The 25,312-nt window shown below is 37.9% G+C and carries 31 protein-coding genes; 5 read left to right on the forward strand and 26 right to left on the reverse strand.

What is annotated here, in order from left to right:
* Positions 1-4: 4 nt before the first annotated feature.
* The 3 genes from LQ226_RS11560 to LQ226_RS11570 form a co-directional block, all read right to left on the reverse strand.
* The gene (locus LQ226_RS11560) at positions 5-811 is read right to left on the reverse strand and encodes an STAS domain-containing protein (protein ID WP_231418067.1); all 807 of its coding nucleotides are present in this window, start codon (positions 809-811) and stop codon (positions 5-7) included.
* A 181-nt stretch (positions 812-992) separates the two neighbouring features.
* The gene (locus LQ226_RS11565) at positions 993-1,202 is read right to left on the reverse strand and encodes a hypothetical protein (protein WP_231418068.1); all 210 of its coding nucleotides are present in this window, start codon (positions 1,200-1,202) and stop codon (positions 993-995) included.
* Positions 1,203-1,275: 73 nt separating this feature from the next.
* Complete coding sequence (locus LQ226_RS11570) at positions 1,276-1,761, reverse strand: GNAT family N-acetyltransferase (RefSeq protein WP_231418440.1); 486 nt, start codon at positions 1,759-1,761, stop codon at positions 1,276-1,278.
* A 202-nt stretch (positions 1,762-1,963) separates the two neighbouring features.
* Here LQ226_RS11570 and LQ226_RS11575 point away from each other — a divergent pair, with 202 nt between their 5' ends.
* Both LQ226_RS11575 and LQ226_RS11580 read left to right on the forward strand, forming a co-directional pair.
* Positions 1,964-2,356: a DUF2500 domain-containing protein gene (locus LQ226_RS11575; RefSeq protein WP_231418069.1), complete on the forward strand. Its 393-nt coding sequence runs from the start codon at positions 1,964-1,966 to the stop codon at positions 2,354-2,356.
* A gap of 58 nt (positions 2,357-2,414) precedes the next feature.
* Entirely contained in the window at positions 2,415-3,674 is a 1,260-nt protein-coding gene (locus tag LQ226_RS11580; RefSeq protein WP_231418070.1) for a hypothetical protein, read from the forward strand.
* Positions 3,675-3,929: 255 nt separating this feature from the next.
* On the opposite strand, the gene LQ226_RS11585 is transcribed toward LQ226_RS11580, so the two are convergent.
* From LQ226_RS11585 to LQ226_RS11625, 9 genes are all read right to left on the reverse strand, one after another.
* Positions 3,930-4,187 (reverse strand): YesK family protein, encoded by a 258-nt coding sequence (locus tag LQ226_RS11585; protein WP_231418071.1) that lies wholly within the window; start codon positions 4,185-4,187, stop codon positions 3,930-3,932.
* A gap of 40 nt (positions 4,188-4,227) precedes the next feature.
* Complete coding sequence (locus tag LQ226_RS11590; RefSeq protein ID WP_354665929.1) at positions 4,228-5,115, reverse strand: alpha/beta hydrolase family protein; 888 nt, start codon at positions 5,113-5,115, stop codon at positions 4,228-4,230.
* A 638-nt stretch (positions 5,116-5,753) separates the two neighbouring features.
* Positions 5,754-6,128 (reverse strand): VOC family protein, encoded by a 375-nt coding sequence (locus LQ226_RS11595; protein WP_231418442.1) that lies wholly within the window; start codon positions 6,126-6,128, stop codon positions 5,754-5,756.
* A 376-nt stretch (positions 6,129-6,504) separates the two neighbouring features.
* On the reverse strand, positions 6,505-7,407 hold the full coding sequence (locus LQ226_RS21175; RefSeq protein WP_231418072.1) for a DUF4367 domain-containing protein: 903 nt from the start codon (positions 7,405-7,407) through the stop codon (positions 6,505-6,507).
* A complete protein-coding gene (locus tag LQ226_RS11605) occupies positions 7,397-7,870 on the reverse strand; it encodes a sigma-70 family RNA polymerase sigma factor (protein ID WP_231418073.1) in 474 nt (157 codons plus the stop codon). Before LQ226_RS11605 ends, LQ226_RS21175 begins: the two co-directional genes overlap by 11 nt.
* Before the next feature lie 375 nt (positions 7,871-8,245).
* Positions 8,246-8,470 carry a hypothetical protein gene (locus LQ226_RS11610; RefSeq protein ID WP_231418074.1) on the reverse strand — a complete coding sequence of 75 codons (225 nt, stop codon included), beginning with the start codon at positions 8,468-8,470 and terminating at the stop codon, positions 8,246-8,248.
* A gap of 104 nt (positions 8,471-8,574) precedes the next feature.
* Positions 8,575-9,054: a hypothetical protein gene (locus tag LQ226_RS11615; protein ID WP_231418075.1), complete on the reverse strand. Its 480-nt coding sequence runs from the start codon at positions 9,052-9,054 to the stop codon at positions 8,575-8,577.
* Positions 9,055-9,549: 495 nt separating this feature from the next.
* Entirely contained in the window at positions 9,550-9,876 is a 327-nt protein-coding gene (locus LQ226_RS11620) for a hypothetical protein (protein ID WP_231418076.1), read from the reverse strand.
* Positions 9,877-10,338: 462 nt separating this feature from the next.
* Complete coding sequence (locus LQ226_RS11625; RefSeq protein ID WP_231418077.1) at positions 10,339-11,040, reverse strand: class I SAM-dependent methyltransferase; 702 nt, start codon at positions 11,038-11,040, stop codon at positions 10,339-10,341.
* Positions 11,041-11,547: 507 nt separating this feature from the next.
* Between LQ226_RS11625 and LQ226_RS11630 the strand changes: the two genes are divergently transcribed.
* From LQ226_RS11630 to LQ226_RS21250, 3 genes are all read left to right on the forward strand, one after another.
* Positions 11,548-12,126 carry a hypothetical protein gene (locus tag LQ226_RS11630; protein WP_231418078.1) on the forward strand — a complete coding sequence of 193 codons (579 nt, stop codon included), beginning with the start codon at positions 11,548-11,550 and terminating at the stop codon, positions 12,124-12,126.
* A 190-nt stretch (positions 12,127-12,316) separates the two neighbouring features.
* Entirely contained in the window at positions 12,317-12,709 is a 393-nt protein-coding gene (locus tag LQ226_RS21245; protein WP_284526921.1) for a cytochrome c biogenesis CcdA family protein, read from the forward strand.
* 47 nt (positions 12,710-12,756) lie between these two features.
* The gene (locus tag LQ226_RS21250) at positions 12,757-13,032 is read left to right on the forward strand and encodes a hypothetical protein (RefSeq protein WP_483313513.1); all 276 of its coding nucleotides are present in this window, start codon (positions 12,757-12,759) and stop codon (positions 13,030-13,032) included.
* 540 nt (positions 13,033-13,572) lie between these two features.
* On the opposite strand, the gene LQ226_RS11640 is transcribed toward LQ226_RS21250, so the two are convergent.
* From LQ226_RS11640 to LQ226_RS11705, 14 genes are all read right to left on the reverse strand, one after another.
* Positions 13,573-14,082 (reverse strand): hypothetical protein, encoded by a 510-nt coding sequence (locus LQ226_RS11640; protein WP_231418079.1) that lies wholly within the window; start codon positions 14,080-14,082, stop codon positions 13,573-13,575.
* A 533-nt stretch (positions 14,083-14,615) separates the two neighbouring features.
* The gene (locus LQ226_RS11645) at positions 14,616-15,080 is read right to left on the reverse strand and encodes a GNAT family N-acetyltransferase (RefSeq protein WP_231418080.1); all 465 of its coding nucleotides are present in this window, start codon (positions 15,078-15,080) and stop codon (positions 14,616-14,618) included.
* 264 nt (positions 15,081-15,344) lie between these two features.
* On the reverse strand, positions 15,345-16,034 hold the full coding sequence (locus LQ226_RS11650) for a DNA alkylation repair protein (RefSeq protein ID WP_231418081.1): 690 nt from the start codon (positions 16,032-16,034) through the stop codon (positions 15,345-15,347).
* Between the two features lie 53 nt (positions 16,035-16,087).
* Positions 16,088-16,492 carry an ester cyclase gene (locus LQ226_RS11655; RefSeq protein ID WP_231418082.1) on the reverse strand — a complete coding sequence of 135 codons (405 nt, stop codon included), beginning with the start codon at positions 16,490-16,492 and terminating at the stop codon, positions 16,088-16,090.
* 37 nt (positions 16,493-16,529) lie between these two features.
* A complete protein-coding gene (locus tag LQ226_RS11660; RefSeq protein WP_231418083.1) occupies positions 16,530-16,934 on the reverse strand; it encodes a hypothetical protein in 405 nt (134 codons plus the stop codon).
* A 360-nt stretch (positions 16,935-17,294) separates the two neighbouring features.
* Positions 17,295-17,753, reverse strand: coding sequence for a hypothetical protein (locus tag LQ226_RS11665; RefSeq protein WP_231418084.1), 459 nt, complete (start codon positions 17,751-17,753; stop codon positions 17,295-17,297).
* Between the two features lie 244 nt (positions 17,754-17,997).
* Entirely contained in the window at positions 17,998-19,173 is a 1,176-nt protein-coding gene (locus LQ226_RS11670; protein WP_231418085.1) for an MFS transporter, read from the reverse strand.
* A gap of 563 nt (positions 19,174-19,736) precedes the next feature.
* Positions 19,737-20,066 carry a type II toxin-antitoxin system PemK/MazF family toxin gene (locus tag LQ226_RS11675; protein WP_231418086.1) on the reverse strand — a complete coding sequence of 110 codons (330 nt, stop codon included), beginning with the start codon at positions 20,064-20,066 and terminating at the stop codon, positions 19,737-19,739.
* A complete protein-coding gene (locus LQ226_RS11680; RefSeq protein WP_231418087.1) occupies positions 20,066-20,302 on the reverse strand; it encodes an AbrB/MazE/SpoVT family DNA-binding domain-containing protein in 237 nt (78 codons plus the stop codon). Before LQ226_RS11680 ends, LQ226_RS11675 begins: the two co-directional genes overlap by 1 nt.
* A gap of 163 nt (positions 20,303-20,465) precedes the next feature.
* Complete coding sequence (locus tag LQ226_RS11685) at positions 20,466-21,083, reverse strand: hypothetical protein (protein WP_231418088.1); 618 nt, start codon at positions 21,081-21,083, stop codon at positions 20,466-20,468.
* A 136-nt stretch (positions 21,084-21,219) separates the two neighbouring features.
* Positions 21,220-21,660 (reverse strand): GNAT family N-acetyltransferase, encoded by a 441-nt coding sequence (locus tag LQ226_RS11690; protein WP_231418089.1) that lies wholly within the window; start codon positions 21,658-21,660, stop codon positions 21,220-21,222.
* Positions 21,661-21,685: 25 nt separating this feature from the next.
* Positions 21,686-22,351 carry a Type 1 glutamine amidotransferase-like domain-containing protein gene (locus LQ226_RS11695; protein WP_231418090.1) on the reverse strand — a complete coding sequence of 222 codons (666 nt, stop codon included), beginning with the start codon at positions 22,349-22,351 and terminating at the stop codon, positions 21,686-21,688.
* A gap of 948 nt (positions 22,352-23,299) precedes the next feature.
* Positions 23,300-23,830: a GrpB family protein gene (locus LQ226_RS11700; protein ID WP_231418091.1), complete on the reverse strand. Its 531-nt coding sequence runs from the start codon at positions 23,828-23,830 to the stop codon at positions 23,300-23,302.
* 143 nt (positions 23,831-23,973) lie between these two features.
* Positions 23,974-25,227, reverse strand: coding sequence for an aminopeptidase (locus LQ226_RS11705; RefSeq protein WP_231418092.1), 1,254 nt, complete (start codon positions 25,225-25,227; stop codon positions 23,974-23,976).
* Positions 25,228-25,312: the final 85 nt, after the last annotated feature.

The raw sequence follows: 25,312 nt of genomic DNA on the forward strand, positions 1-25,312 counted from the left end.
GGCCTTAATGAATGGAACCAATCGCTTTATGAAGACTGCTGAACGTATCAACCGTCTTCATATTTATCCCCAAATTCACCATCGTTTGAGCGATATCTGGACGGATTCCACTTAGCACACCACGAACTCCGATTAATTCTAAGGAATGAATCACTTTAAACAATTGGTGAGCAACCATCGTATCGATTATACTGACTCCAGATAAATCGATAATGACTGTTGTTAACCTAAATTCCTCACCTTGTTTAAGGGCATTATCCATCAGAAGCTGGGCTCGATAGGTGTCGATCTCACCGACTATAGGGATCACACCCACCTCTTCAGTAATGCGTACCATCGGAATGGAAAGTTCATTTATCGCATAGTGCGCTTTTTGAATCGTATCTTTATAATCTTCCATATAAGAACGGCTCACCAATTGCACGGCTTGATCCACTGCGTTGTTAAAATTTGTAACCAATTGATAAAAATCAGCTATAGAAAACTGTTGTAATTCAGCTTCCTCTTTAATAAGGGTACCTATAACTTCTCGATATTTACTAATTTCATCCAAAGCTATGTCTAGTGGCAGCATTAACTCTACAAGTCTCTCAGAGACATGTTTGCTCCATTCTTCGAGTTCATCGATGACACCATCTGCACCTTGTGTGACCGACTCTGCATAGGCATTTATTAACTGGCGTCTCCAATCCATTAACTGATCAGCAATATCTCCGCCTATGTCGTTTGGTAAAGCAGCCTCTTGAACCAGCCTTTCTTTCTGCTCTAAGATCGTAGAAGATATTGCCCTCTCTACCTTTTTATCGTTCATCTATTTTACACTCCTATAAACATTCGATAATTTCTCTTCCATACATATAATATATGATTATTTGCTTTATTTCGAGGTTGAATATTAACACTGACCTTCTTATTGTTGTACATAATAAAAAGCCAGCACCTTATGCTGACTTCTCGTTATGTAATCTTCACACCATGAAAATCACTATACATTATTTTAATTCGAAGCTCTTAATGAATCGAATCCCCCAGTATAAAACAATCCACGGGAGAATAAACTTTGTTACCCACTCAACCACACCTAAAACAAAAAAGAACACGGAAAGAAGACCAAAGCCGAAATAAGGCATTGTAAAAGAAAGGACCACTAAGAAAACCACAACCAACAAAATATTTTTCCAAGAAATATTACTCAGACTCATTTTAATGTTTCCCACTCCTTTCAAAAAATAGTATATTACAAGGAAACGCAGGTTAAAAAGTCCACGTCCCATCTTACAATTCCTTACGTAAAACTTCAGCAGGTAAACCATCCATTTCACAAAGTTTCTCAGAAACAAACTTGTGATGGAGTAAGATCTTTCTTGAAGCCAGGTTCTCTGGATCAATGGTTGCGATAAGCCTTCTGAGATTGGCTTGTTTTGATAAATCGATTAACCTTTCAGCGATTGCTGTGCCATATCCTTTTCCCCACTGCGCAGGCAATAGCATGTATCCAATTTCACCTTCATGAGCTACCTCTTCACTTAAGGTCAAGTATCCAAGACCAATGAATTCGCTTGTAAGTGCATCAACAACTTTGTAAGACCCTATAATAACATGCTTCTTATTACGATCCATTAACTTCTTAAAGTTCTCCTTGGCTTCTTCAAGAGGCGTCGCTCTCTCCGTAATTTGGGCCATTACCTTCTCATCTGAAACCAAACGATAATACTTGTCAAAATCGTTTTCCTGCAGCTTTTCTAAATGTAATTTCACTATTCTTCTCCCCCTTTCATACAACAAATTCTACCAACCTAACCCTAACATAATTTTGCATATGAATAGGGACTCTTTCTAACAAGAAAGTAACAGACTAAAGAAAAACAAAATGAAAATATTACCTCATTTTTCCTTAACTGCTATTTATCTTGAAACGTTCCCCCGTCACAATCGTATGTAAAATAGAAAGGAGATGAGTCAATTGGGAACAGGAATCAACCAAGGGCCATCAGATCTTATATTTTCAATCGGGCCTTATTTTATCGCGATTGTATTTATTATTGTAATCGGCGGCATCCTCTTTGCCATTTTCTCTTCTGTGAAACAGTGGAGTTACAACAACAAACAACCGGTCTTGGCCGTGAATGCGAAAGTGATTGGAAAGAGAACGGAAGTAAAAAGACGAGGCAGCGCTGGGGATGACCACGGTTCTAGGACGCGTACATACTATTACACCACGTTTGAAGTCGAGAGCGGGGACCGCATGGAGCTCCCAATGGATGGGCGCGAGCAGGGCCTATTAGCAGAAGGAGATATCGGAACCCTCACTTTTCAGGGGACCCGGTTTAAAGGATTTGACCGCATGGCGGGCTGATCAGAAGCAGAAGAATGAAGCGCTTCTGCCAATCAAAAAATGAAAGAAGGAAACTTATATGGAGCAAACCTCTCAAGCAATTGCAGAACGAGTCAAAAAGAAATTCGGACTTGATGGGTACACCCTAGAACGAACGCACCTTCACCGGGAGGCCGGTTCATTCGACCAAACGCACTACGTGTTTAATATGGAGTGGTTTCCAAAAGGAACAGCACCCACAGAAGACGAATTGAACCCAGAAGGTACCGCCTCCATTGATGTTGATTTACATACAGAAAGAGTAAAAAGCCTGGTTTTCGTGGGTGGTCGGAGTGAAGCGCATACCGCTACATTACAGACTGAACAAGAAGTCATCCGCTGGGTGGAGACTGAGACAGGACTGACATTCGGTGAACACTTCGAGTTTAAAAGTAAACAGGACCGGAAGTACATGTTCTCATCCGTAGTTAACGGGATCTCCACCAGTCCATCTGGCATGATTTCAGTTGAGCTAAATGAAGACAATCTGCTCATCTTTTTCACCATTCATGGCCATTTCCCAGTGATCCATGAGGTGATCCCTGAGTCTTTTTCTTTAACTCTAGAAGACATTCCGGACCTTATTATGGAACAATTCATGCTTGTGAATTTCCCATTGATGAGTAGCAGCCGTTTTGAGCCGGCCTTTAGTTTAGAAGAAATTTATGTCACAAACGATGGCACAAGCACCCGCCCTTTTCGGCTGACAGATGCCGTTCATCTCATTTCTATTGGGGAAGTGATGACCTATGAGCCCAGCTTAGATGAAGAATTCCATGAAGAAAAGATTAACCTATCCGATGAGGTCACATGGGAACAGGCCAAACAACGTGAACCCCATCCCGATCTTTTGCCTATTAAAGATGAAATGGTTGAAGATACGCAAAAAGCGCTCACTGAATTTCTCCAAGTGGTATATCCAAAGGATTCCGGAGAGTGGATCTGGCAATCGGTAGAGCGAGAGAGTGGATATCTAGTAGCGCGCCTTGAGATCGCTCAGACCACGAATGATTTCTATAAGAGAAAAATCAATGTGTTTCTTAACGAGAACGGCACAAAAGTCCTTACTTATATGGAGAATGATTTGTTCCGTGAAATGACGTCTCATTTCGAAGAAGCGAAGCCTGCGGTTCTATCAAAGCAAGAAGCCTACCACCTAATAAAGGATAAAATCACCCTGACGCCTGTTTATGTGTTGGATCACGGAGAAGCACGTTACAGGTTATATGGGAAGCTTGACTGTGAGTATGCGGTGGATGCACGAAGTGGAGAGGTTAAGTTGTTATCCGAGATGGAGTAAAAGAGAATGCCGCTTCTGTTACCTTTTACAATCTTTCGGAACGAAAAAGGTCACAGAGACACTTGCTCTGTGACCTTTTCATACGATAAACCTAGCAAACGGGCAGAGAAGATGCGAATCTCTGCCCTTTTGCTATCGTATTTGGTTCAAAATGTAATAGAGAAGCTCAGTCTGTTACCTTTTGAAGCCTTGGAACTCTAAAAAGTCACAGACTGAGAGTTGAAGATAGGTCACTTACTTTTTACGATCAGACCCTTAATTTCTTTTCAATACAACTAAGGCCCCCATAACAATAGAAGAGATAACCGAGGCAATCAAAATTGAAAGACTTATAGCTCCAATCCCTAATCCTTCCCACCCTCCTACAAGGAAACTGATCAGTAATAATACAACACTTACCATTATGAATAGTGGTGAGATGATATAGTGGAGTTTGGAGTTATTCTTTCTAAATATCAAAGAAATGCCTAGTAAACTAGCGGTAATAATCCCTGTCATGAATAAGTAGGACATTTGATTTCCTCCTTTGGAAAAGGTTCAGCAACCGAACCCGCTAGCTTAATAAGAAAGATAAAACATCAGCTGCTAGCTCTTGCTGAAAGAGCTCTCTATTAAAGCCTTCAGGGTCTTGGGAAGGTGGGAATGAGGTGACTTTCATCTCTGGTGGAAAAGGACTCAAGAAGGAAAAGTGACCAGCGTTTTCGAACACCTTGTGCACAATTTTTTCACGATTTATTACCCCATTTAATAAAATTTCAGCATGAAAAGAAGGAGTGATCTCATCTCTTTCCCCTGTCATGATGAAAATGGGTACATTAACTTTTTCAAGGGCCCCTTCGTTTCTGAACCACCCTAGAGCAGGTGCAAATAAAATTACTTTCTTAATTCGTTCGTCAACGTCTACATCAATTCTTTCAGGTGTTTCATTCCCCGTTTCCCATGGAAGCGTTGTTGGCGTTCCCCCGGTCACCGCTATTGCGGTATAACCACCCATTGAGTGTCCAATTATCGAAATGTCTTCAAAGTTAATATGATCTTTAAATGAATCGCTATGATCAAACCAGTCAATGACTTGTGTGATATTTTTAGGTCTGCTTCTTAATAATTTTGTCGTACGCTCTAACTGGTTGTCTTTTACATTGTTAAATGGATGCTCCGGCATGGCTACTATAAATCCCCTTTTAGCTAAATCCCTAGCTAAATGTCTATAAACAAGCGGAGTCCCCCCTGTACCATGAGAGATAACAACTAGCGGATACCTTTCATCTTCTAGTTTTGCATCAAGTGAAACGTCTACTAGATAGGGGCCTATCTTTTCTTCTTTTTCAGGCGTTTCCGTTGGGTACAAAACTAACATCGGGAAGGTTACATCTAAATAATCATCTACAACCTCTACCTTCTTCAAACCTGAATACTTATCGTTTTCCATAACGTGTTTCACTAAAAAACCACCTTAAATGTTTTCATTTAAATTAAGTACAATCCTTCATACATTCACTTTAACATAAAATCCCAAAACCCTCTGTTATATTCTCAACAAAGGACTCCTATAAATTAAAAACGCACAGATAACTAATGTGTGCGTTTCCAACGTTAAGATATATTAATCCGAGCGATTGCTTAGCACAAATTTAATTCCAAAGAAAAAGATTATAAAGGCTACAAAGTAATTGAACGGATTCTTGAAGATCGTCATATCTAGAAAGAGTTGCAACGACACCCACAAGACAAAAATGACAATCATAGTAAATAGTATCCCTTTATTATTGAAAGTAGATATGTTTATCCTCCTCATTTATCGGTGTTGTAAAGTATATAAATCCCGTCAATTCTTTCATTTATATCCTTGTTCCCCTACTGAATCTAGTAAGTAAAACACTAAAACGTTGTCGTCTTCTAGCTTTACTTTCTTTATCGTCTTTTGAACTTCAACTTCCATCGCCTCCTCAATGGACTTTGACTTACATCCTGAAATTAGAAGGAAAAGGAATATGGTGAAAAAGTAAAATAATTCTTGCGATCCTACATGTCCCTCCTAAAGAATCATTCTTTAAATAAGGGATTTTCACCTAAACACAATCACCAGTGCACCTGAAGCTGATTCCCACTCGGATCGTAAAAGTGGAAATACGCATGACCCTTCTCTTCTTGAATCTCCTCGACTCTTACTTGATTCTTGAGTAAGTGGTGATGAAAGTTCAATAGGTCAGGGCTCGTAAAGCCGATACTAAAAGCGGATTCATTATGAATGGTAAAGTGGACAAAGGTTTCATCGTCCGTTGGAACTAAAGTAAGTAAAAAAGGTCCGTCATTTACTTTAAAAATGGCAAATGGATCTTCCGTAATGCTTACCAATTGAAGCCCCAACACATCCCTGTACCATTGGATTGACTCCTCTAAATCTTTCACGGGAATTCTTATGTAATGAACTTGTTCAATAAATGAAGTGCTCATCATCAACCTCTCCTTTTTCCGGTATTACAAGTAATTCCCTTTTCCTACCTCTTTGTCCTTCTAGATCATGAATGAATTCTTGGCTCGTATTTGTTATTTTATTCAGGTCTTAAGAACTCATTTGTTCATCTCTGATATGCTTTCATTCATTTAACAAAATCCACCACCATTTTAGCCTATATATCCAGTTAAAGAGGAGTCCCTTTCGCCCCTCAGGGAACAGAAGTACGGGATCTACGACGTTTTCCAATCAAAAGGAACAAAGAGGCACAATCTGTGACCTTTTAAAGCTCTGCAACTCGCAAAAAGACACAAAGGACTCTCTCAGTTTTTAAAACACATGTTTGTGTTATACCTTATTGTGTGAAAGATCCGCTTATTGTTCAATCATTGATAGCAGAATTTTTTCCATTTCCTCTTTCGACAAAATATCTGCATTCATGGTAATCTCGTATTCTTCTTCTGGTATTGTTACTCTCATTCCTTGAACATTGCTATCATCAGAATAGGCGAATTCAAAATTGAAACCCTTTAATGTGTAAGAATTGATATGTTCATAACTTCCTAATTCACCTTTATTATCACTTAACTTATGGGTACTGGTATCAAACCCTAGTCCGTTTGGTCCTCCCCCATATCTAAATGAAACAACAGGATCTTCCCCAACGTTCAATGTGTCTGTCCTTGCTTCTTCAGATTCCAATTCATAGCCTTTTGGTACGTATGATGGTCTATAAATAGGATAGCTCACCATTTGTTGTGCTTCTTTTACTGTGTGGGTTGTAAGCGCAATGATTCGATCTTTATAAGGCAAGAGGTTTTCTCGTATTTCCCCTAACTTCTCCTCCTCTTCAGCAGTGGAGGTTGTCCTATTTTCTGAATCTATTTTAGACAAGATTTCTGCTTTTTCTTTCATCAACACCTTAAAATCTGCAAATTCTTCTGCCGTAAGTTGCTCTTCAATCAATTCAAAGTATCGTTCTATTCCTGATAAGTTGTCACTTTCTTCAGGAAAATTCTCAGTAAATTCTTTTTCCGAACCAAACATTTGTCCGATGATCGTACCAGCAGCTTCTGTTATGTAGGAGCCACCCAAAGCGAACGTTGATCCAATTAAAATGACAGAAGCAGCTATGTTCATCATCCACTTAGGTTTTTTCTTATTCTTTTTATGTTTCATGGTCTCTTCAGCTTGATCTACCCCTAATGTAACCCTTTGTTGAATCTTGTCTCTAGGGATTTTTACATTTTGCATCTCATCTTTAAATTTATTTTTCACAAACATCATCCTCCTTCATGTCTAAACGCATTTTCGTTAAGGCTCGGTATAAAATCGATTTTGTAGTACCTAAGGGAATATCCATTATGGTAGATATTTCTTCAAACGTATAATCTGAGTAATACTTCCACAGAATAATGGCTCTTTCTCGCTCGTCCAAGTTATTAATTACGTCTTTTAATGTAACGGACAAGGAGAGATCTCCCTCTTCAGCACCTATATATTCCGTGTATTCTGGTTTTAAATGGACCACTTTCTTTTTCTTCCTTAATAAGTCAGTCGCTGCGTGCATTGTTATTTTCATCAACCACGTTTTAAAAAACTGGGGATTTTTTAAGGTATGAATTCTACTAAATGAACGAAAGGCTGCTTCCTGAACAATATCTAGTGCATCATCTTGGTCTTTGGTATAAAACAATGCCGTTCGATAAATATCATCCTGATACTCCTCGATTAGCTTCATAAATGCTTTTCGATCGCCTTTTTGGGCTTTTTTAACTAAACCTTTAATATCCTCACCTCCATGACCTTTTCTCTTTATAGACGGACATGTTACTGATTTAGCTTAAAAATTCCAAAAAAATTTTCATCCATATTAAACGCACATACCAACTAGCACCAGAATCTATTGCAGCAAACACAAAAAAAGAACCGATATGATTAATCAGTCCTTTTGATTAAGGTATTTTCTTTACTAGAGCACCCTTCATATTGTTAGTTGAATAAGAAGTTAATCTTGTTTATATAATTTCACATTTTCTTTTGGTCCCCAACCTTCATTAGAAGAATTAAGTTTTTTAGCCCAAAACCAACCATTTAAATCTAAATCCTACCTACATTACCCCTTAAAGAACGTAACTAATGCCGAAAAAAGCATAACAATGGCACCACCAATTAACATATAGCCGCCGCCTCTATCCTGGCGTCCTTTAATGAGTTTGACTGCTGTTAGCATATATGAAAGAGATACAAGGGCTATAATAATATAAATAGGTATATTGAAGGCCAAAAAATAGTAAGACGCAACAAGCCCAACTACTACGACAGTAAGGGTACCATTCACTATTTTTAATATATTTATTTCTTCTCCCTCCTTAAAAGGCTCTTAAACTATCCTGGCTCGTTAATGAAAGATGCGCTTGTTCTTGTTTTACAATCGCACCCTTTTTAGTTGAAGAGCAAATCCTTTACTTCATCTTTGTTGTATGTTCCGTTACCCTCAACCAATCCAGTTGCATATACCCCATCCTTCTCCTGAATTACACCAGAAGGATTCAAGACATAATAGTACCCGTCTGTTTCGTTTTGAGTAAGAAAGAGTAGATATTCCTCTCCTTCTTCCAAATAGTTTGTTGCTTGGTCTAATTTTATTTCTTTAGATGCAGTTCCAGAAATAATTTCAAGAACTTCCAACGTTGAAATTTGGGCATTCATACCATTACTTTTTTCTATTCCCTCTGTATCTTTCACTGATGCAAATGCAATAAGGTCAGCTTTTTCAGTTAGTTCTTCTAATGATAATAAGGCCCAATCAGTTTGTGCTTCTCCATTAGTTGAATTATATTGAGTATTTCCGTTTTGATTATTACAAGCTGTTATAGTAAAAGCCATCAGCAACAACCCTAAGAAAAACAATATTGGTTTCATAAAATCCCCTTTTTATTTTTATAGACGTAACTTTTATTTAGAACGTTTTCTAAATAAGCTAATTCAACTATCCTGCCCGTTAATGAAAGAAGAGACTGTTCTTGTTCAACAATCGCACCCTATTGCAGAAGGTCTTAATTTATTTTCTAATTTGTGTAACCAAAAAAGTTAATGTAACTCCTAAAATTAAGAACAGTACTGAACTAATGTTAGTAATTAATTTAAAAGCACTCATCGTAATTCTCAGGTTTTCCCCAATATATAAGGAAACATTTGGACCTAACATTGAGGTAATAAAATATTTAAACGCATATATAATTATCGATATAACAATTAGACTAATCCCAACCTTAGTTCTCCACAAACACCTACACCTCCCATTGAGATGCCACCCGTACTTCTCTAACTAACCTGCCCCTTTAACACAAAAGGAGCTGCCACATCCACAATTTCTTTTTTCACTATTGCACCCGTTAGTGAAGTATCAGGGTCCTTTTAATTAAATGTTTCATTGTAAATGTGTATCCATTTCTTTCGTTTCAAAAATAAGGTTGTAAGCAGAACGGCTTCACCTACAACTAATAAACCGCTACCTAAAACTAATCCTCCAAAGAATAAAAATTCATTTACACCCCAAGTGAAGAAAACCCATACTAAAATAGCAAATACACCTAATACCAAGTTAATGGTTCCTGCAATTAAGGTTGACGGTAAAAACAATCCCTTTTTTTTAATCATAGTCGAACCATATTTAAAACTTACAAAAGTCGCTACAATCATAAAAATAATATATATAATCATCGCGATATCTAATTTACTCATATATCCGACTCCTTTATATAGATTAGCTCTTATTAAAGAAAACTGCTCCGATAATAATAGAAGCGACTGTGCTTATTCACAATCGCATTAGTGAAGCAACGACTGCTATTAATTTTTTGTTCTTTCGAGTTTAATTACTTTTAATATATTTTCGTAAGTATATGGCTGATATTGCTGACAATGGAAAATTAACAAGAAATAATGCCCAACTCATAAAAATTATAGCGCCTGCACTCATGAAAGGGAGTGCATATATGAGCCAGTTAAAGACCTTAAAGTAAAATAAAAAAAATAAAACGAAGATAAATACACTGATGACTTGTTCTGCTGAGGGTAAAAATCTTTCTTTCATAGATATGACCTCCCTGCAATAGGATGTTTACTTATTGAAGTAACCTGCGCGTTAATGAAAGAAGCGCCTGTTCTTTTTCAAAAAATCGCACCCGTTTGTTGAATAAAAATTCAATTGTTAACTTGCATTAAACTCGTCCATAGAAAATCCTCTCCAAATTTTTCATTTGGTTGGCTTACCTTTTTCATCGTCCTAAAATCTTTAATCGTGAAATCATTTTCAAAAACTTCTTTAAATCGCTTTTCCGTGTAACCTAGACCTCTGTTTAAGCTTTTTTGTCTATATACTTCCCAGTCGGGGGTATCTATTGCTCCATCTGTGTTAAAACAAACTATCGCAAAATGACCATCTTTATCTAGAGCTTTTTTTAGCATTTCGATGTAGGTTAAACGCCTATGGGGTGCTAAATGATGAAATAAGCCGCAGTCATATACAAAATCATAAGAATGAGATTTAATTTCAAAATCAAATAAAGATGTGCAATGAAAATTAACATTTATTCCTTCTTCATTTGCCCTTTCTTTTGCCCAGCTGATGGCATTCTCAGAGATATCCAAAGCATCTACTTCGCATCCGTTTTTAGCCATAAAAATAGCATTTCTTCCAGGTCCACAACCTAATTCCAATACCTTCTTCGGTTTAAGACCTTTATCAAAATACTCCATTAAGTTTTCATCAGGTCCAGTTACTTTAAAAAAAGGAATGTCTTTCGTTTTGTCTTCGTAAAAGCCTTCCCAAAATTCCTTTGGCTCTCTTAGATAATCATCCAACATTTCTAACAAATCATCATAACTTAATATCGTTTTCTCCAACAATAATCCCCCCTTAAATCGTTGCTTGGTTATTCAACAATCCTGCCACGTTAGTTTCAGTACATCCCTTCACAAACTCACCGTTTATTTTACCACAAAATTCCATATACCTCTATTGAAACCATACTTTTGAACCCTTAAATAAGAAACGCACAGATAACTCTACCTGTGCGTTTTCGTCTGTGATTTTAGTGATGATTTCCCTGCTATTTAGGATGCAAAGAACGACTATGAATTTGCTCTCTGATCAAAAACCCGATCCGTTACTAATTAATTTACTTTTTTACATACCTCAATCCGCTCCGTTAAATTAATTTTGATAACGCAACGTTCTCCTTCATAATAAAATGCTTTACCTTACAAATTACTTCCACCTCCTAGTTTATGACCAAAAAATGTTATAAAATCCATATATAACTCTCATACATTCTAAAAGACAGAATAAAAAATACGATTACATTCAATAGGACAAACAACAATCATATAACTTTCAGGGAGGAAATACCGATGCGCTTAAAGAGGATATTAATAGCAGGGTTCATTTTGCTCGCAGTTCTTCTAGTGGGCCCCATTGGAATCATTGATAAATATGAGTTTTATCCTAATGGCTACGATTTTGAATACAAATCCTTTAATAGAAATATAGAAATTCAAGAATTGGATGTGTTTTCTAATCCACACAAAACGTATACAGGGACTTATGATGAATTAATTACCCAACTCGGAGGAGACAAAGATGGTCCCGGGAAGTTCATACGATTAAAAATAGACATCTACCACATCCAAGAATGGTATAGCGATTTTGCTAAAGTATTACTAGTCTTCCTAGCTCTTTTAGTCCTTTCTACGGTTCCACCGCGGCATATCAATTCGTTTTTAAGAAGCGAATGGATGAAAAGAGAGCTTAAAGAGGACTTTCCTACGTTTTACAAGTGGGTGATTAAACCTGGGTACAAGCGTTGGTATAGTATAGTTTTATTAGGGATTTCCATTTACTTTTTAGCATCAACTTGGATGAGCTATCCTCAGTCGGATTTGGAAGAACTTGAACAATTTTTAAATGTTCTACAACCACTCCAAGACTGATATAGGACAGATTAATAGAATGAACAAATAGCCAGAGGATACCTGATCCATCTCATTACATATTTTTACCAAATAATTGGATTTTAATGTTACCATGATTTTATGGATTACGTTAAAGCGTAGTTAGTTGAATCGGCAGGATACCTTTTACGTTAATTAGTTTGGCTTAGATTTTTAAGGAGAGTGCAAAATGGAATTAAGCATCATGTTAGTATTCGGAGCAGGCATTTTATCGTTTATATCTCCCTGCGTGTTCCCCTTATATCCATCCTATTTATCTTTTATTACAGGTTTATCAGTAAAAGAAATTTCAAACAGGAAAGATCAATCGGTACAAATAAAAAACAAAGTTATGCTTCATACTTTAATGTTCGTTTTGGGATTATCGATTGTGTTTTTTATCTTAGGTTCAGCCTTCACTTTGATAGGAGATATTTTCTATCAGTATCAGGATTTAATCCGAATGCTTGGCGCTATATTTATCATTGCAATGGGCTTTTTCTTAACTGGAATATTCCAGCCTGTCTCCATGTTGAAGGAAAAAAGAGTCATCAAATTAGCGAAAAAACCTGGGGATACATAGGATCTTTATTTGTAGGGATTTTCTTTGCAGCAGGATGGACACCGTGTATAGGACCTATCCTAACTTCCGTATTATCCATGTCTGCAAGTAACCCAGATAAGGGGATTTTATATACTTTCTCCTATACGTTAGGCTTTGCAATCCCATTCTTAGTCATGTCATTTTTTATCGGAAGAGCAAACTGGTTAATGAAATACTCCGACAAGATCATGAAAATAAGTGGTTTTTTCATGATCATCGTCGGCATAGCATTATATTTTGATCAATTAGCTGTGCTAGGTCTTTGGCTAACGAACTTATTCGGTGGATTCAGAGGGTTTTAACACCTTAATATGGGCTTATGGAGAGGTACAAAAGTAAGTTTTCTTCTCCTAATGAATGTCTTTAGTAGAAGCTCATCAATATATAAAAGAAGCAGAGGGCCGTCAAAACCTCTGCTTCTTCTTGTGCGATTTGATCTAGGTAACGGTGCACTAGAGAATTACAACTCGTAATACGTCACAGAGAATTTTCACAAAAAGTTCTTACTGAAGCTGTAACGAGTTCGGTTTTGGAGTACAAACAATAAAATACCCCCCAAATAGAGGTCCTATTCGCATATGAATAATCGGACCTCAATTCGCAGGAGTCTGTTGGCTGACAGACTCTTGCGAATTCATGTGGTAAAACGCACGCGAATTCGTTAACGTATTTTGGCTTAGTCAGTGGATCAATATGGTTAAAAAACCAAACCCAACGAGCGACAAAACCTATATGCAGCGAGAAAAAAAGAACCGATTACTTAATCGGTTCTTTTAATTCAGGTATTTTCTTATTCTACTAAAGCACCCGTTACTCCAATATGCATTGATTTTAAAAATTTCTTAGTTTACTACTGGAGAAACGTCGACTGAATCAGTAGGAATTTTATGTATAGCATAAAAGAATCCGTTATCACCAAATACTTTTAGTTTTCTTTCAGTTCCATCCCCTAAAAGCTTCATTTCCTTAATAGAAGAATCGAAAGTCCTACCAATTAATACTGAGGCAGATAATCCTGTTTTCGTTTTGACCTCAAAACCAGATGTAGAATAAGCTAAATCTCCTCCAGTCTCAAAAGCAGTATAAGGCTTGCTTCTTTTCCACCCATATCCTTTTTCACTCTTAATTATGTTTGCTACACCCAAACCACCCATATACTCGTAAAACACAAATGTTTCGTCTTCAAATTCTTCAATTGATAAGATAGAATCACGGTCTGCCTCTTCTTGTTTTAGCCCCGATTCAATGGCTGCATCTTTTGAAGATTGCCAGTCTGAAGCTGAGTCTTGGTTACATCCGACAATAAATAAAAGTACGCAAAAACTGAAGATTAAATAAAGATATTTACCCAAACGCATACACTCCTTTTTCTTCATCTCATCTATCCTGCCCGTTAACGAAAGAAGCGACCGCTCTTGTTCGGCAATCGCACCCTCTAGTTTAAGTGTAATCCTTCACAATGGTTTGTGCTTCAGATTATTTTTACTATGTATAGACCTAGAAATAAGAAAAGTTATCCCTGCAAAAACTGTGTAAAATATGAAGTCATCAAAAGATATGTTCATACCATATTGTCCTGACTCATAAAAATACCCCCAAAACCATACATCAAACACTATTAAGTTCAGAACAGTAATCACTACACCTACTAACACCTTTTTTAAAAATAAAGATGCTAGAATACCTATAACAATAGCAAAAGGAATTACTAATAAATCCAATGCAAGTGGATGGAATAAGGTAGACCAACTTATCATTACAGCACCTCACTCATTTGTAGTTATATAAATTGCTCTTCAATTATCCAGCTTCTTTAAACACAATAGCAACTGCCGCATCAACAACTCCTTGTTCCACTCTTGCACCCTTTAACTTAAGAGAGGTATCAACATTTATATTCCATCTTTAGAAACTCAAATGTGCTACCATTTGTATCTTGTGAAAATATCTCTACATCTTTAAATCCAATTCTTTTGTATAATTTTATAGCTCTTTGATTAAAAGTTGCTACTGATAATGTGACCTTTTCAGGTTTATATTCTGTTTGAATAAAGTTAATACCTGCCCTTAAAAATTCTAATCCATTACCTTTTCCAGTTAAATCTGGTCTCATTCCCAAACCAATATCAAAAGTTCCATCAGCAACCTCACTAAAACTAAAAAAAGCAACTAATTCATTTTCTTTGGTTACAGCAAATGTTGAATTTCCTCGTTCTTCTGGATTTAAAAATTCGTCTAAATCCTCTTTATCAGCTTCCATATCATAAAAAGAATATTCACCATCATAGTGCCAATTAAATGCAATATCTTCTGCTTGTTCTTGTGTCAAAATACTAAAATTATAAGCCATACAACTCCCCCCTCTAATAATAAATCTTTCTTATTCCACATTACTGCCCCGTTAGTTTAAGTACATCCCTTAACATAATCTGCAATTATTTTAACATTAAATCCCAAAACCCTCCATTGTAATCATGTTAATGAATTCTCAATAAAAACACACAGATAACCAATATCTGTGTGTTTTCGAGTGTGAATTTAGTTGTGATTGTTCTGCTATTTAGGGTGTGAAAACATCTGTGAATTCGCTTTTTGTACTCTAAAACCGAACCCGTTACTGAAGCTGTTGCTTTTTTATATGCTTCAATCCCTCTCGTTTGCTTAAGTTAGATAACTCATCATTTTCCTCAATAAAACGCTGCACCCACTCAGCATCTGTTTTGGAATACTCTCTTAAAATCCATCCAATCGCTTTATTGATAAAGAACTCTTTGGACCCCAAATTTTCTTTTATGATTTCCTCCAGTAATGGAAGGTCGGTCTTTTCTTTGTATTTCAGTTGGAATAAGATCATCACCCTACGCAGCCAAATATTATCTGATGCTCTCCACTCTTTCCCTACCGTCTCTAATAGATGTGGATGGTTGGCAAACAAACGAAATGCATGGTTACTGGCAATGTGGTCAACGGTGTCCCACCAGGATTTATTTACAGTCATGTACTCGATTAACTGAGCGTCAATCTCTCTTATTCCATACTTCTTTATATAACGATCCATGAGTCTCAGCGCTATCATCTGATATTCCCGCTCTTCTTTTGACCATAGCGTCTTCACAACATCATGGATCTCATCTGGTGAAGGGATGCCTTCCTGTTTGACATGCTCCTTCACAATTCCTTTCAATGGCTCAGCCTGGATGCCATAAAAGGCAAATTGATTCCGCATATACTTGGCCATCTTTTCGGCTTTCTCTTCGTTCCGACTGGCTTCCATCTGTGCTTGTAATGGTTCAATTGAATACATTCCATCCGCTCCTTTTGACTGTTTATGTATACTCTATGTAAGACTTCATTTTCTTATGGAGTGGAACGGAGTTGGTTCATCACATCCAGATCGCTCATTTCACACCACATTTCAGATATAATCCCACCTTCGAAATAAATAATCATAAGCCCCGTTTCCTTTACTCGCTGATTACTCGAAGGAATGGAATCCCATCCCCCTTTGTATGTCATATGACCTGTATAGCGAACTGCAAACTTATGACCATCCTCTACGTAATCATGAATGGTCCACACATCATTATGAAATACTTCCCGAAACCAATTCATGAAATCATGAATAAACTCCTCATGACCATTAAAATCATGCCCAGGCACATGGCTGATGAAATCCTTCTTAGTTATTTCTTTCAACGTTTCTACATTACCTTGTGTAAAAACTTCCCCAAACCACCTTTTCACGATTGCCTTCTTTTCCACCGAATTCTCCTCTCTTTAAGTATCCCTTAATTTCTGCCTACTCAACAAACATCTCTCTCAAAATCGCCGTCTGTTCCGACTGGACCACACCATACTTCCGCCCCTCCTCTTCACTCATCAGCACTGCGAATCCTGGCCCATCGGTAAACCAAATGTCGTATTCCACTAAATGTTCTTGACTATCCTCTCCTTGTTGGTAGTAAAACACCGCCCTCGCTTCTGGTTCCCTCAACATATCAACAGACTTATCCTCCCAATCCACCTCTTTCATCACATCTCGGATCGATTGGATTGATTCTTTATCTGTTATCCTCTCAGCCTCCGCGGGGCTCCCATCTGACATGACCTGTTGAACATCGACTCTCGTAAGCTCTCCTAGATTTCCAGAACAAGCTGTTGTTACGAACGATACGAAAAAAAGGAGCAGTATCCCCTTTTTCATGTTCCACGCACCTCCAATGCGGGAGCACTAAAGCCAGCCTCCCGTGCTTCTCATGTATTCACATATTTTTTCTCTTATTATTTCAATTTCTCCAAATATATCCAAATACCTCTAACAATTAAGAAGTTACTTAATAGAAGACGGTAAAAGCAGTGCATTTACCAAAACAAAGGATGCGTTATTAAATAAACGCATCCTTTACCTGAAGCAAAAAGCAGAGAATCTCTTTATAGACTCCCTGCCTTTATTTTTAACGCGGACCCAGTGAAAGCTATGAGCTAATCATTCTCGCATATAGGGTAAGGATAGAAGACCAGAAGGCTTGATAGTAAGGATGAATCATCCGACTCCTTATTCCCATCAACCTTCCCCCTTGTCCCCCCTTGTAGTTCTCCAATCTTCATACTTGTTCATATAACGATTCACTTCTTCTAACTTTTCCATATATTCATCGAAACTCATATTCTCAAATTCCTCTAGTTTTACTTGGGCAGTCAAATCAGAATGTTTTTTATAATAGCCTTTTAGTTCTTTCAACGTTTGATCTGATAACTCATGATCTTGTAGCTCATCTAAGGCTTTATAAACAGGATCGGATTCCCTAAAATAAAAATCAAAAAAGCCAATAGGAATATCAACATGCTTTCCGATATATCTAACATTTCCCATTGCACTGGATAGATCATCTATCTCATCTTCAATATTTACCAAGCTTTTCTTGAACTTTTCCCTTTCTTCCACATTATCTAAAGCCCACTCTAAACGCTTTGTTATATCAATTTGCTTATCCAAAATATATATGACACCATCTTTTTTCATCGTTTCTACCTTTTGGGTCTCCGAATACCAAAAGTAACCCATCACAATACATATGATGAGTAGGACGAAAAAGCCGGTCTTCCATATGTTTCTCCTCATACTACCCCTCTTTCTAATCAATATCTCTCAGAAGATTATTTCAAAAATATGTTAGAGAAACAACCATTCTATTATGCTGTTAAAAATAGACCGATTCCGGAATACGTTTGTTTAATGAAGAAGCGCGTGGACGGTTTAAGTGATATTACCCTTCCAACCGCCCCATCTTCATCGCTACAATCCCCGTCAAAATAAAAATAAGAAACACCCCTAGGACAACCCCACTCCAATCCATCCAATTCCAGAACGGATCCAAATAAACCGGCCCAATTCCCCCACCAATATAATAGGAAATTAAATAAAGCCCAGAGGCACTGGCCTTACTATACGTCGCTCTCCCACTCACCCATGAACTAGCCGTGGAGTGGGCGAAGAAGAACCCAAAGCAATTACACAACAGGCCGAGGATAATCGTCCACACTGAGGGGATAAGTGTGATTAGAAAACCCGTCATCATAATACCAATCCCGATCTTAATGCAGCCGGACTGGGAGTATTTTTTGGACGCGGGACCTGAAAGCTGGGAGCTGATCGTGCCCGCAATATACGTTAAGAAAAGAATGCCTACAAGACTTGATGGCAGGGAGAATGGAGCATCGGTCAGTCTGTATGTGATGTAATTAAAGTGCCCCACAAATACGAGAAAGTGTAAGCCTCCTATGAAATAGGCATAGCGCAATTCTTTATTTTGTAAGTGGCCTTTGTAATCAAGCATCGCCTGTTTCCACCTGAACGTCTTTGGCTCAAAGTTCTGAGAGGGACGTAATAAGAAGATAAAGAGAACAAAGCAGACCACACTAATGACACTCATCGTCATAAATGCAAAATGCCACCCCTGAAAATCTGTCAGCACCCCGCTTAAAACACGACCGAACATCCCGCCGATTGTATTCCCACCAATAAACACCCCAACTGCGAGCGGTAGCGCATGCTGAGAGTACTCTTCTCCTATGTAAGCAAGGGCTAAAGAAGGCAACCCAGCCAGAAACACTCCCTGCAGAACGCGCATCGTCAGGAAGAAACTGAACGTAGTTGAGAAGGAGGCAAGAATCGTCGCAAGCGCCCCGAGACCCATTGCCACAATCATAACCCCTCTTCGACCAAGACTATCAGAAGCCGGTCCGTAAAAAATTAACGATACTCCGATCGCTAGAATAACAAGCGACAAAGACATACTCGCGGTCAGAGGAGAGACCCCGAACTCATCTGACAAAACCGGTAAGATCGGCTGCGTGAAATAAACGTTCGCAAAGACGAACAAAGACCCGATACTTAAAGCAAGTGTATTGCGCCAGAATTCTTTCGTACTGGCTTCAATCATCCAATCCCTCCTCTCTCACCAAAACAGCTATGGCTACTGATTCCTATGAGTAAAGGTTCCCGAATCCGCATCACTTATAACCAACAAGGCAAATAGGCCACACGCTTCCCCTTATAAAAGAAAGGAAGTATTCCTATCTGACTTTTCATTATTAAAATGGATTCAAAAGGTCAGAGAGACGCTCTATCTGTACCCTTTCTCCCTTACAAAACAAGAAAAAGGTAAGAGATACAGAGGATCTCTTACCTTTCTTTCTAGTAAACGAACCAAAAGGTCATTGAATGAAGCGATCTGTGACCTTTTGAAGAAGTAGATTTTAAAAAAAGTCACAGAGGATCATTTTAAAGTACTAGATGCTTGCTCAATCTAGCACTATAACCACTTCCATCGTTCATTAGTGACTAGAAGTCAACTTTATTCTAATAAAATCAGATAAAAAATTTGAGATAGGGGGGCTATAAATAAGTGAGTTTTTTATGATGGAGATAAAGGTGGTAGAGCGAAGGGGAGATGCCTAAATAACAGAAGACCAAAAATAGATTCTATTTTCACAATCTATTCCTTCAATCTAAATACGTCTTTACCAATTCTAAACATGACTGCACTACGCTATTTGGAGCTTCATCTACTAAAGATATTTTCCTGGCTTTCCAGTCAAGACTTTTAATTTGATCTGTTAAGATAACACCCGATATTTTCCGATTTACAGGTAAAGAGACCTCAAAAGGATAACCTTTCTGTTGATTGGTAATGGGACAACAAAGGGCGAAGCCTGTCTTATTATTAAAAGGTTGAGGAGATAAAACAATACCAGGCCTTCTTCCCCTTTGTTCATGACCAGCTTGGGGATCAAATGTTAAATAAACTAAATCTCCTCTTTTCGGAGCATTCACTATAGTTTTTCGTTCCCTTCAGAGCCAACATCAATCTCGTCATGACGATTTTCTGGCGTGATCTCAGACAGCAATTCATTTAAATCAAGCTTTCTATTTACAGGCTGTAAAGTAACGATGCCTCCCTCGATTTTGATTTCCACCTCACTTCCTTGTTGTACTTGGAGCTGCTCAGCAACATGGGGTGGTATTCTTATTGCTAACCCATCCCCCAATTTTTGAATTTTAGTTGACATAACAAGTACCTCCTTGCTCATCATTTTAACACCCCTCTTAATGTTTACACAAAACTTATACTCTCTGTTCAGTTTAGTTCGTGAACCAGGGGAATATACATAATAGTTAAGCTACACGGGAAGTATACGTTTCTATTTAAATAATCCTGCCTCGAAATAATTTTTACCTATTCAACATACTTTCTACCTCCTCTTCATATTTTTCAAGCTGTGTACTATTGTCAGTAGCATTATATTTCTTTTCTAATTTAGGTTTCAGTTTCAACCACATCGCATTCTTCACATAAATATCTCTGTCGAACGTGTGGTTTAATTCTTCTATTGAAAGACCTAAAGCATTCGCAAAGGCTCGGTGCTCTGGCAACTCGCTGGTGTCTGGTCCTTCCTCAATAAAATGATTAACCTCTTCTTCCGATACAGTAATACTGTATCGTTTTTTCGCAATGTCCTTCCACACCTTATCTTTTTCCATCGCCTGTTTAGACTTTTCGATTACTTGTTTGTCCGTTAAATCCGTTTCGAAATACAACTTTTCCTGAGCCAATGTTCTAATGATCCATTTCTTTAACTGCTCATCATCTTCTTCTAATCGGTTTGCTTCAGATACTGCTTTATCAAAAACCTTCTTGTAATCATCGTAAGTATAGGTATCCAACCTCTTCATTTGTTCTTCTTTGCTCTTCATTTTTATCTCTACTTGCTTATTGGCTGTTGATTGACATCCAGTCACTAATATAAGAGTCGTTGTAAACAAAATAAGTAGCCTACTGATTTTGAGCACGTTTATCCCCCTTACTAGTTGCTTACTTACATTTTAACAGAAAATGACAAAAAACCTAAAGGAGGGCCAAACTACCGGTTAATAAAAAAAGCGATCGCTCTTGTTCAGCAATCGCCCCCGTCACTTAAGGATCTACTTATTGTAATTTCGATTTGAATACATAACTCACTTTGCTATAATCCATTTTCTCTTCATAAAAACGGTGAGCATCCGTACGTTGTAATCCTGAAGACAAAGCAACACTTTCGTAATTATTGCTCTTTGCCCACTCATGAACATAGGTTAGGAGTTTTTCACCGTATCCTTTTGAGCGCTGTTTTGAATCCGTCACTAAATCACAAACCCAGACAAATCTACCGTAATATAGAGTTATCATTGGCTTAAAGCCCGTTAATGCAACTATTTCTCCCCCATTGATAAGAGCAAACAGTTTATACCGATCTTTATCCTTTGCATCTAAAACTAAATCAACATAAGTTTCCTCATCCAGGTGGCTCCGCAGTTGCTTCATCAAAGGAAAAGCTTCTAGTATCTCTTCTTGTGATCGTAGTTCTAGGATTGAAAAAGAATCATTCATATCACAACGCGCCTTTCTTACTAATTTAGTAAGTACCTATCGTCTCATCCAATTTCTGAATCCTGGAGTTAGAAATTAAAAATACATCGCCCAAAACATCCATTTTGTCACCCTTCACACGTATAGCGCAATCTTTATTCGACGCATATATATTGATTTCCTCGGATAGGTGTGAAAGTTCGCTTTGGACCATTTCCATATTATTTTCAAGATCAAAGTGAGATAGGACAGAGAAATGGTCAAGACCGATTCCGTTGTAAACAGAGCTTCCTTCCACTTTAAATCCAAATGTATTCGAGCACAGCCATTTCGCGGACATATTGATGGCACCAGCGCTTGCTCCCATTACAACAGCACTGCTATTTTTGATCGAATCCGTTAATTTATATTTCATCAAAAAATCATTTTGTTTAAGAACATCCCCGCCCAGCAAAAAAATGACCGAAGCATGTTGGATTTTCGCTTGGGCATCTTCCTTCGTTACACCGTGATTAATTAAATGGTATTCATCAAATAGAATGCCAGCCTGATCAAGCCAAGAACGCTCAGTAGCCCCATCATCTTCATACACAGAAGGATTTGAGCTAATCATAGCAATCGATTTACGATCAGTAATATCCTCTTGCAGCAACCTAACCAGAGTCTCCGGGAGAAAGTTGTTAAACCAACCTAAATAATAATGAGTTTTCATATGTACCTCCTTAAAAAAGTGTCTAAGCAATTATTACTGTGTACTAAATAACCATCTACGAGTAATTCTCTCCATTTACTTATTACCATTCATTTAAAGAACTTTATTCTAACCAATCTTTTTTTCATTTGAATAAAACGATGTTTGTTTACTACGCTCTTTAGTTAGGAACTTAAAATTCAAACTTCAACAAACATCTCTTTTGGTCAAAGAGACAATAGATTTTCACTGTGTTTTCCTTATTAACTACAGAAAAAAATAACCAGATTCTTAAGAGGTCTTGTCGAAGCTATATCTTATCTATCAACCAACCTCCATACTAGTTTTAGGAGGTGTAAACAGGATGACAGACTTTGACTTGCTCATGTTCACTAAACACCTGAAACAAATCTCCATCGAGTATATGTATTGCGATAATCCTTGTATAAAACAAAAAATAAAAGATGAAATTATTTTCTTTAGTAGAGTGTTATGCAACCTATGATTCACTTGAAAGTACGCTTATAACCATTACCAAAAACCACCATTGTTTGAGTATTTAAATTGCTGTAAGGTAAATGTTTGTGAAAAATTAAATGAATGAGGTGAGAATGTGGATTCAAAGTTCTCCATAGGTAATACCATCATAAAGAGATGCGCGAATTGCTTTCATGATAAACAAACGGTTCTAAAGGTAGACCCGAATGAGTTTACGGATAAAGTAGCCACCAGGTTATGGGTTCAGTGCTCGAATTGCGGCACAAATGATACTACACTCATGGTAGAGGAATAATCCTCCTCAATAAATAAGCTACATCATCAGTTACGCCAACCAAGTAAGCAACCTAGTGTTGCTTACTCTTTTTTTATGTCGTTCCTTGTCTCGACTAGTTCTTGTTCCAACTCCCTTTTGGTTTAGGTCTCACAGAAACAGCCTCATGTCCTTTAAATCCCTCACTCGTTCCATATTCAACTTCTTCTTTTTTCAAAAATACTTCTAACAAACGCTTCTTTAAAGTTTGTATACTCGCTGACACCAGTGGAAGAGTTCTTCAAATACTCCCTCTTTATGTCTAAATATTCTTTTCTTGCTGTTTCATTTGAATTAAGATAATCCCGAAAGAAGATCAGGTTGTTCCATAGTTCCTTTTGATATTCAACCAAGTGGATAAAATGTGTTTTTTCTTCATACGTATCATCCGTAAACTTGGCTAACACAATCTCTTCTGGCCTCTCCACTTTCAATCTTAAGAAACCCGCTTCGTTAAAATTTTTCAATAAAGGCTTATCAACCTGACCTAAATCATCCACACCTACCACTAAATCTATTATTGGTTTTGCAGCCATCCCCCTAATGGCTGTACTGCCAATATGTTGAATGCGATGTTCATCCATGTTTGTATACTCCACTAGTTCTTTTCTTACTCTATTAAATTCTTCCTGCCATCCAGGAGTATATTCCACTATTCTCACTTCATCCCTTTTAAGCCCTAATTTCAAGCTTATCCCCCCCTTAGTATCGTGCTTCAGCATACAGCGAATCTCTTACCTTTCTCCTTATTCTATGAACGAAAACGTCATTGAATAAAGCGATCTGTGACCTTTTGCAGATAGAAAGCTCCCAAAAAGTCACGTATGCTCATTTAAATAACAAATTCCCCATCCTTCATGAGCAGGTCTTCAGCTCCATCTTCTTTCCTACCCACTACCTTCATATCTTCAGTCCCAAAGGTCACATTGACTAACAGGAGCGAAGTATTCAGCCCCGCTGCCTTCAACTCTTCCTCAGATTTTCCAGCGCCATTTTGGATATTGGAGGGGGATGCATTTCCGATGCCGATATGACAGGACGTGTTTTCATCAAACAAAGTGTTGTATAGAAGAGTATCTGCCTGGGCAAGAGGAGATTGACTCGAGACCAAGGCAATTTCACCGAGATAATGAGAACCTTCGTCTGTTTCGATCAGTTGGTGTAACACTTCCTGCCCCTTAGCAGCATAATAGTCAGTAATCCGCCCCTCATTAAAAATAAGGTGAAAATCATCGATGACACTCCCTCCATAAATAAGAGGTTTAGTCCCTACCAATTTGCCATTCACGTTATCTTTATGAGGAGCTGTAAATATTTCTTCCGTAGGAATGTTCGGAAAGAAAGGTATGCCATTTGGATCTGTAACACCCCCACCGATATAAAGGTGATCGTTAGGAAGACCCACTACTAAATCCGTTCCACGGCTATTTGTAAAATGCAGGGCTTCGAATTGTTTCTCATTTAAGTATTCTTTTCGAGACTCGAAGGCTCTATGGTGACGCTCCCAATCTTTCACAGGGTCTTCCCCGTCTGCTCGTGACCCTTTTAAAATGAGTTGCCACAATGATTGTAAGGCTTCTTCCTCCCTTAGATCTGGAAAAACTTCCGTTGCCCATACAACGTTTGGAACAGCTATAAGACACCAGCGGACCTGATGGGATCTAATTTTCGCATGATGATCTTTTAATTTAGTCCGAGAAGCTTTATCGAAACGGTTGATCCTTTCTGTAGGTACCTCTTCAAAGATATCGACGTTTTCAGAAATAATATGGATGTAAGCAGCACCTGCATCCTCCCACTCCTTATAACGGGCAGCCTTCCAATCCGGAATATGATCGATCGCACGGTCGGCCGCGTGTATGTAAAATGCTTTAGTAGACTGTTCATCTGTCCAATCTATCCATACATTTGAAGCCCCAGCCTCATAAGCCGCCATTTGGATCAGACGTGCAAACGGAGCATGTTGAATATCGCTATGGATCACCACTAATTGATTCTCTTGCAGATTCACACCTGCACCTACAGCAAGTTCTGCATACTTCTTTAACTGTCCTTCACTTATATGCACATATATTCCTTTACTCATGTCATAACTCCCCATTTTGTAACGTTACACTGTAAAAACCTATATGTATCCGAATACTCATAATCCGCTTCCATCTTAACATAAA

Origin of the sequence: Pontibacillus sp. HN14, from assembly GCF_021129245.1 — a bacterium.
GTDB lineage: Bacteria > Bacillota > Bacilli > Bacillales > BH030062 > Pontibacillus.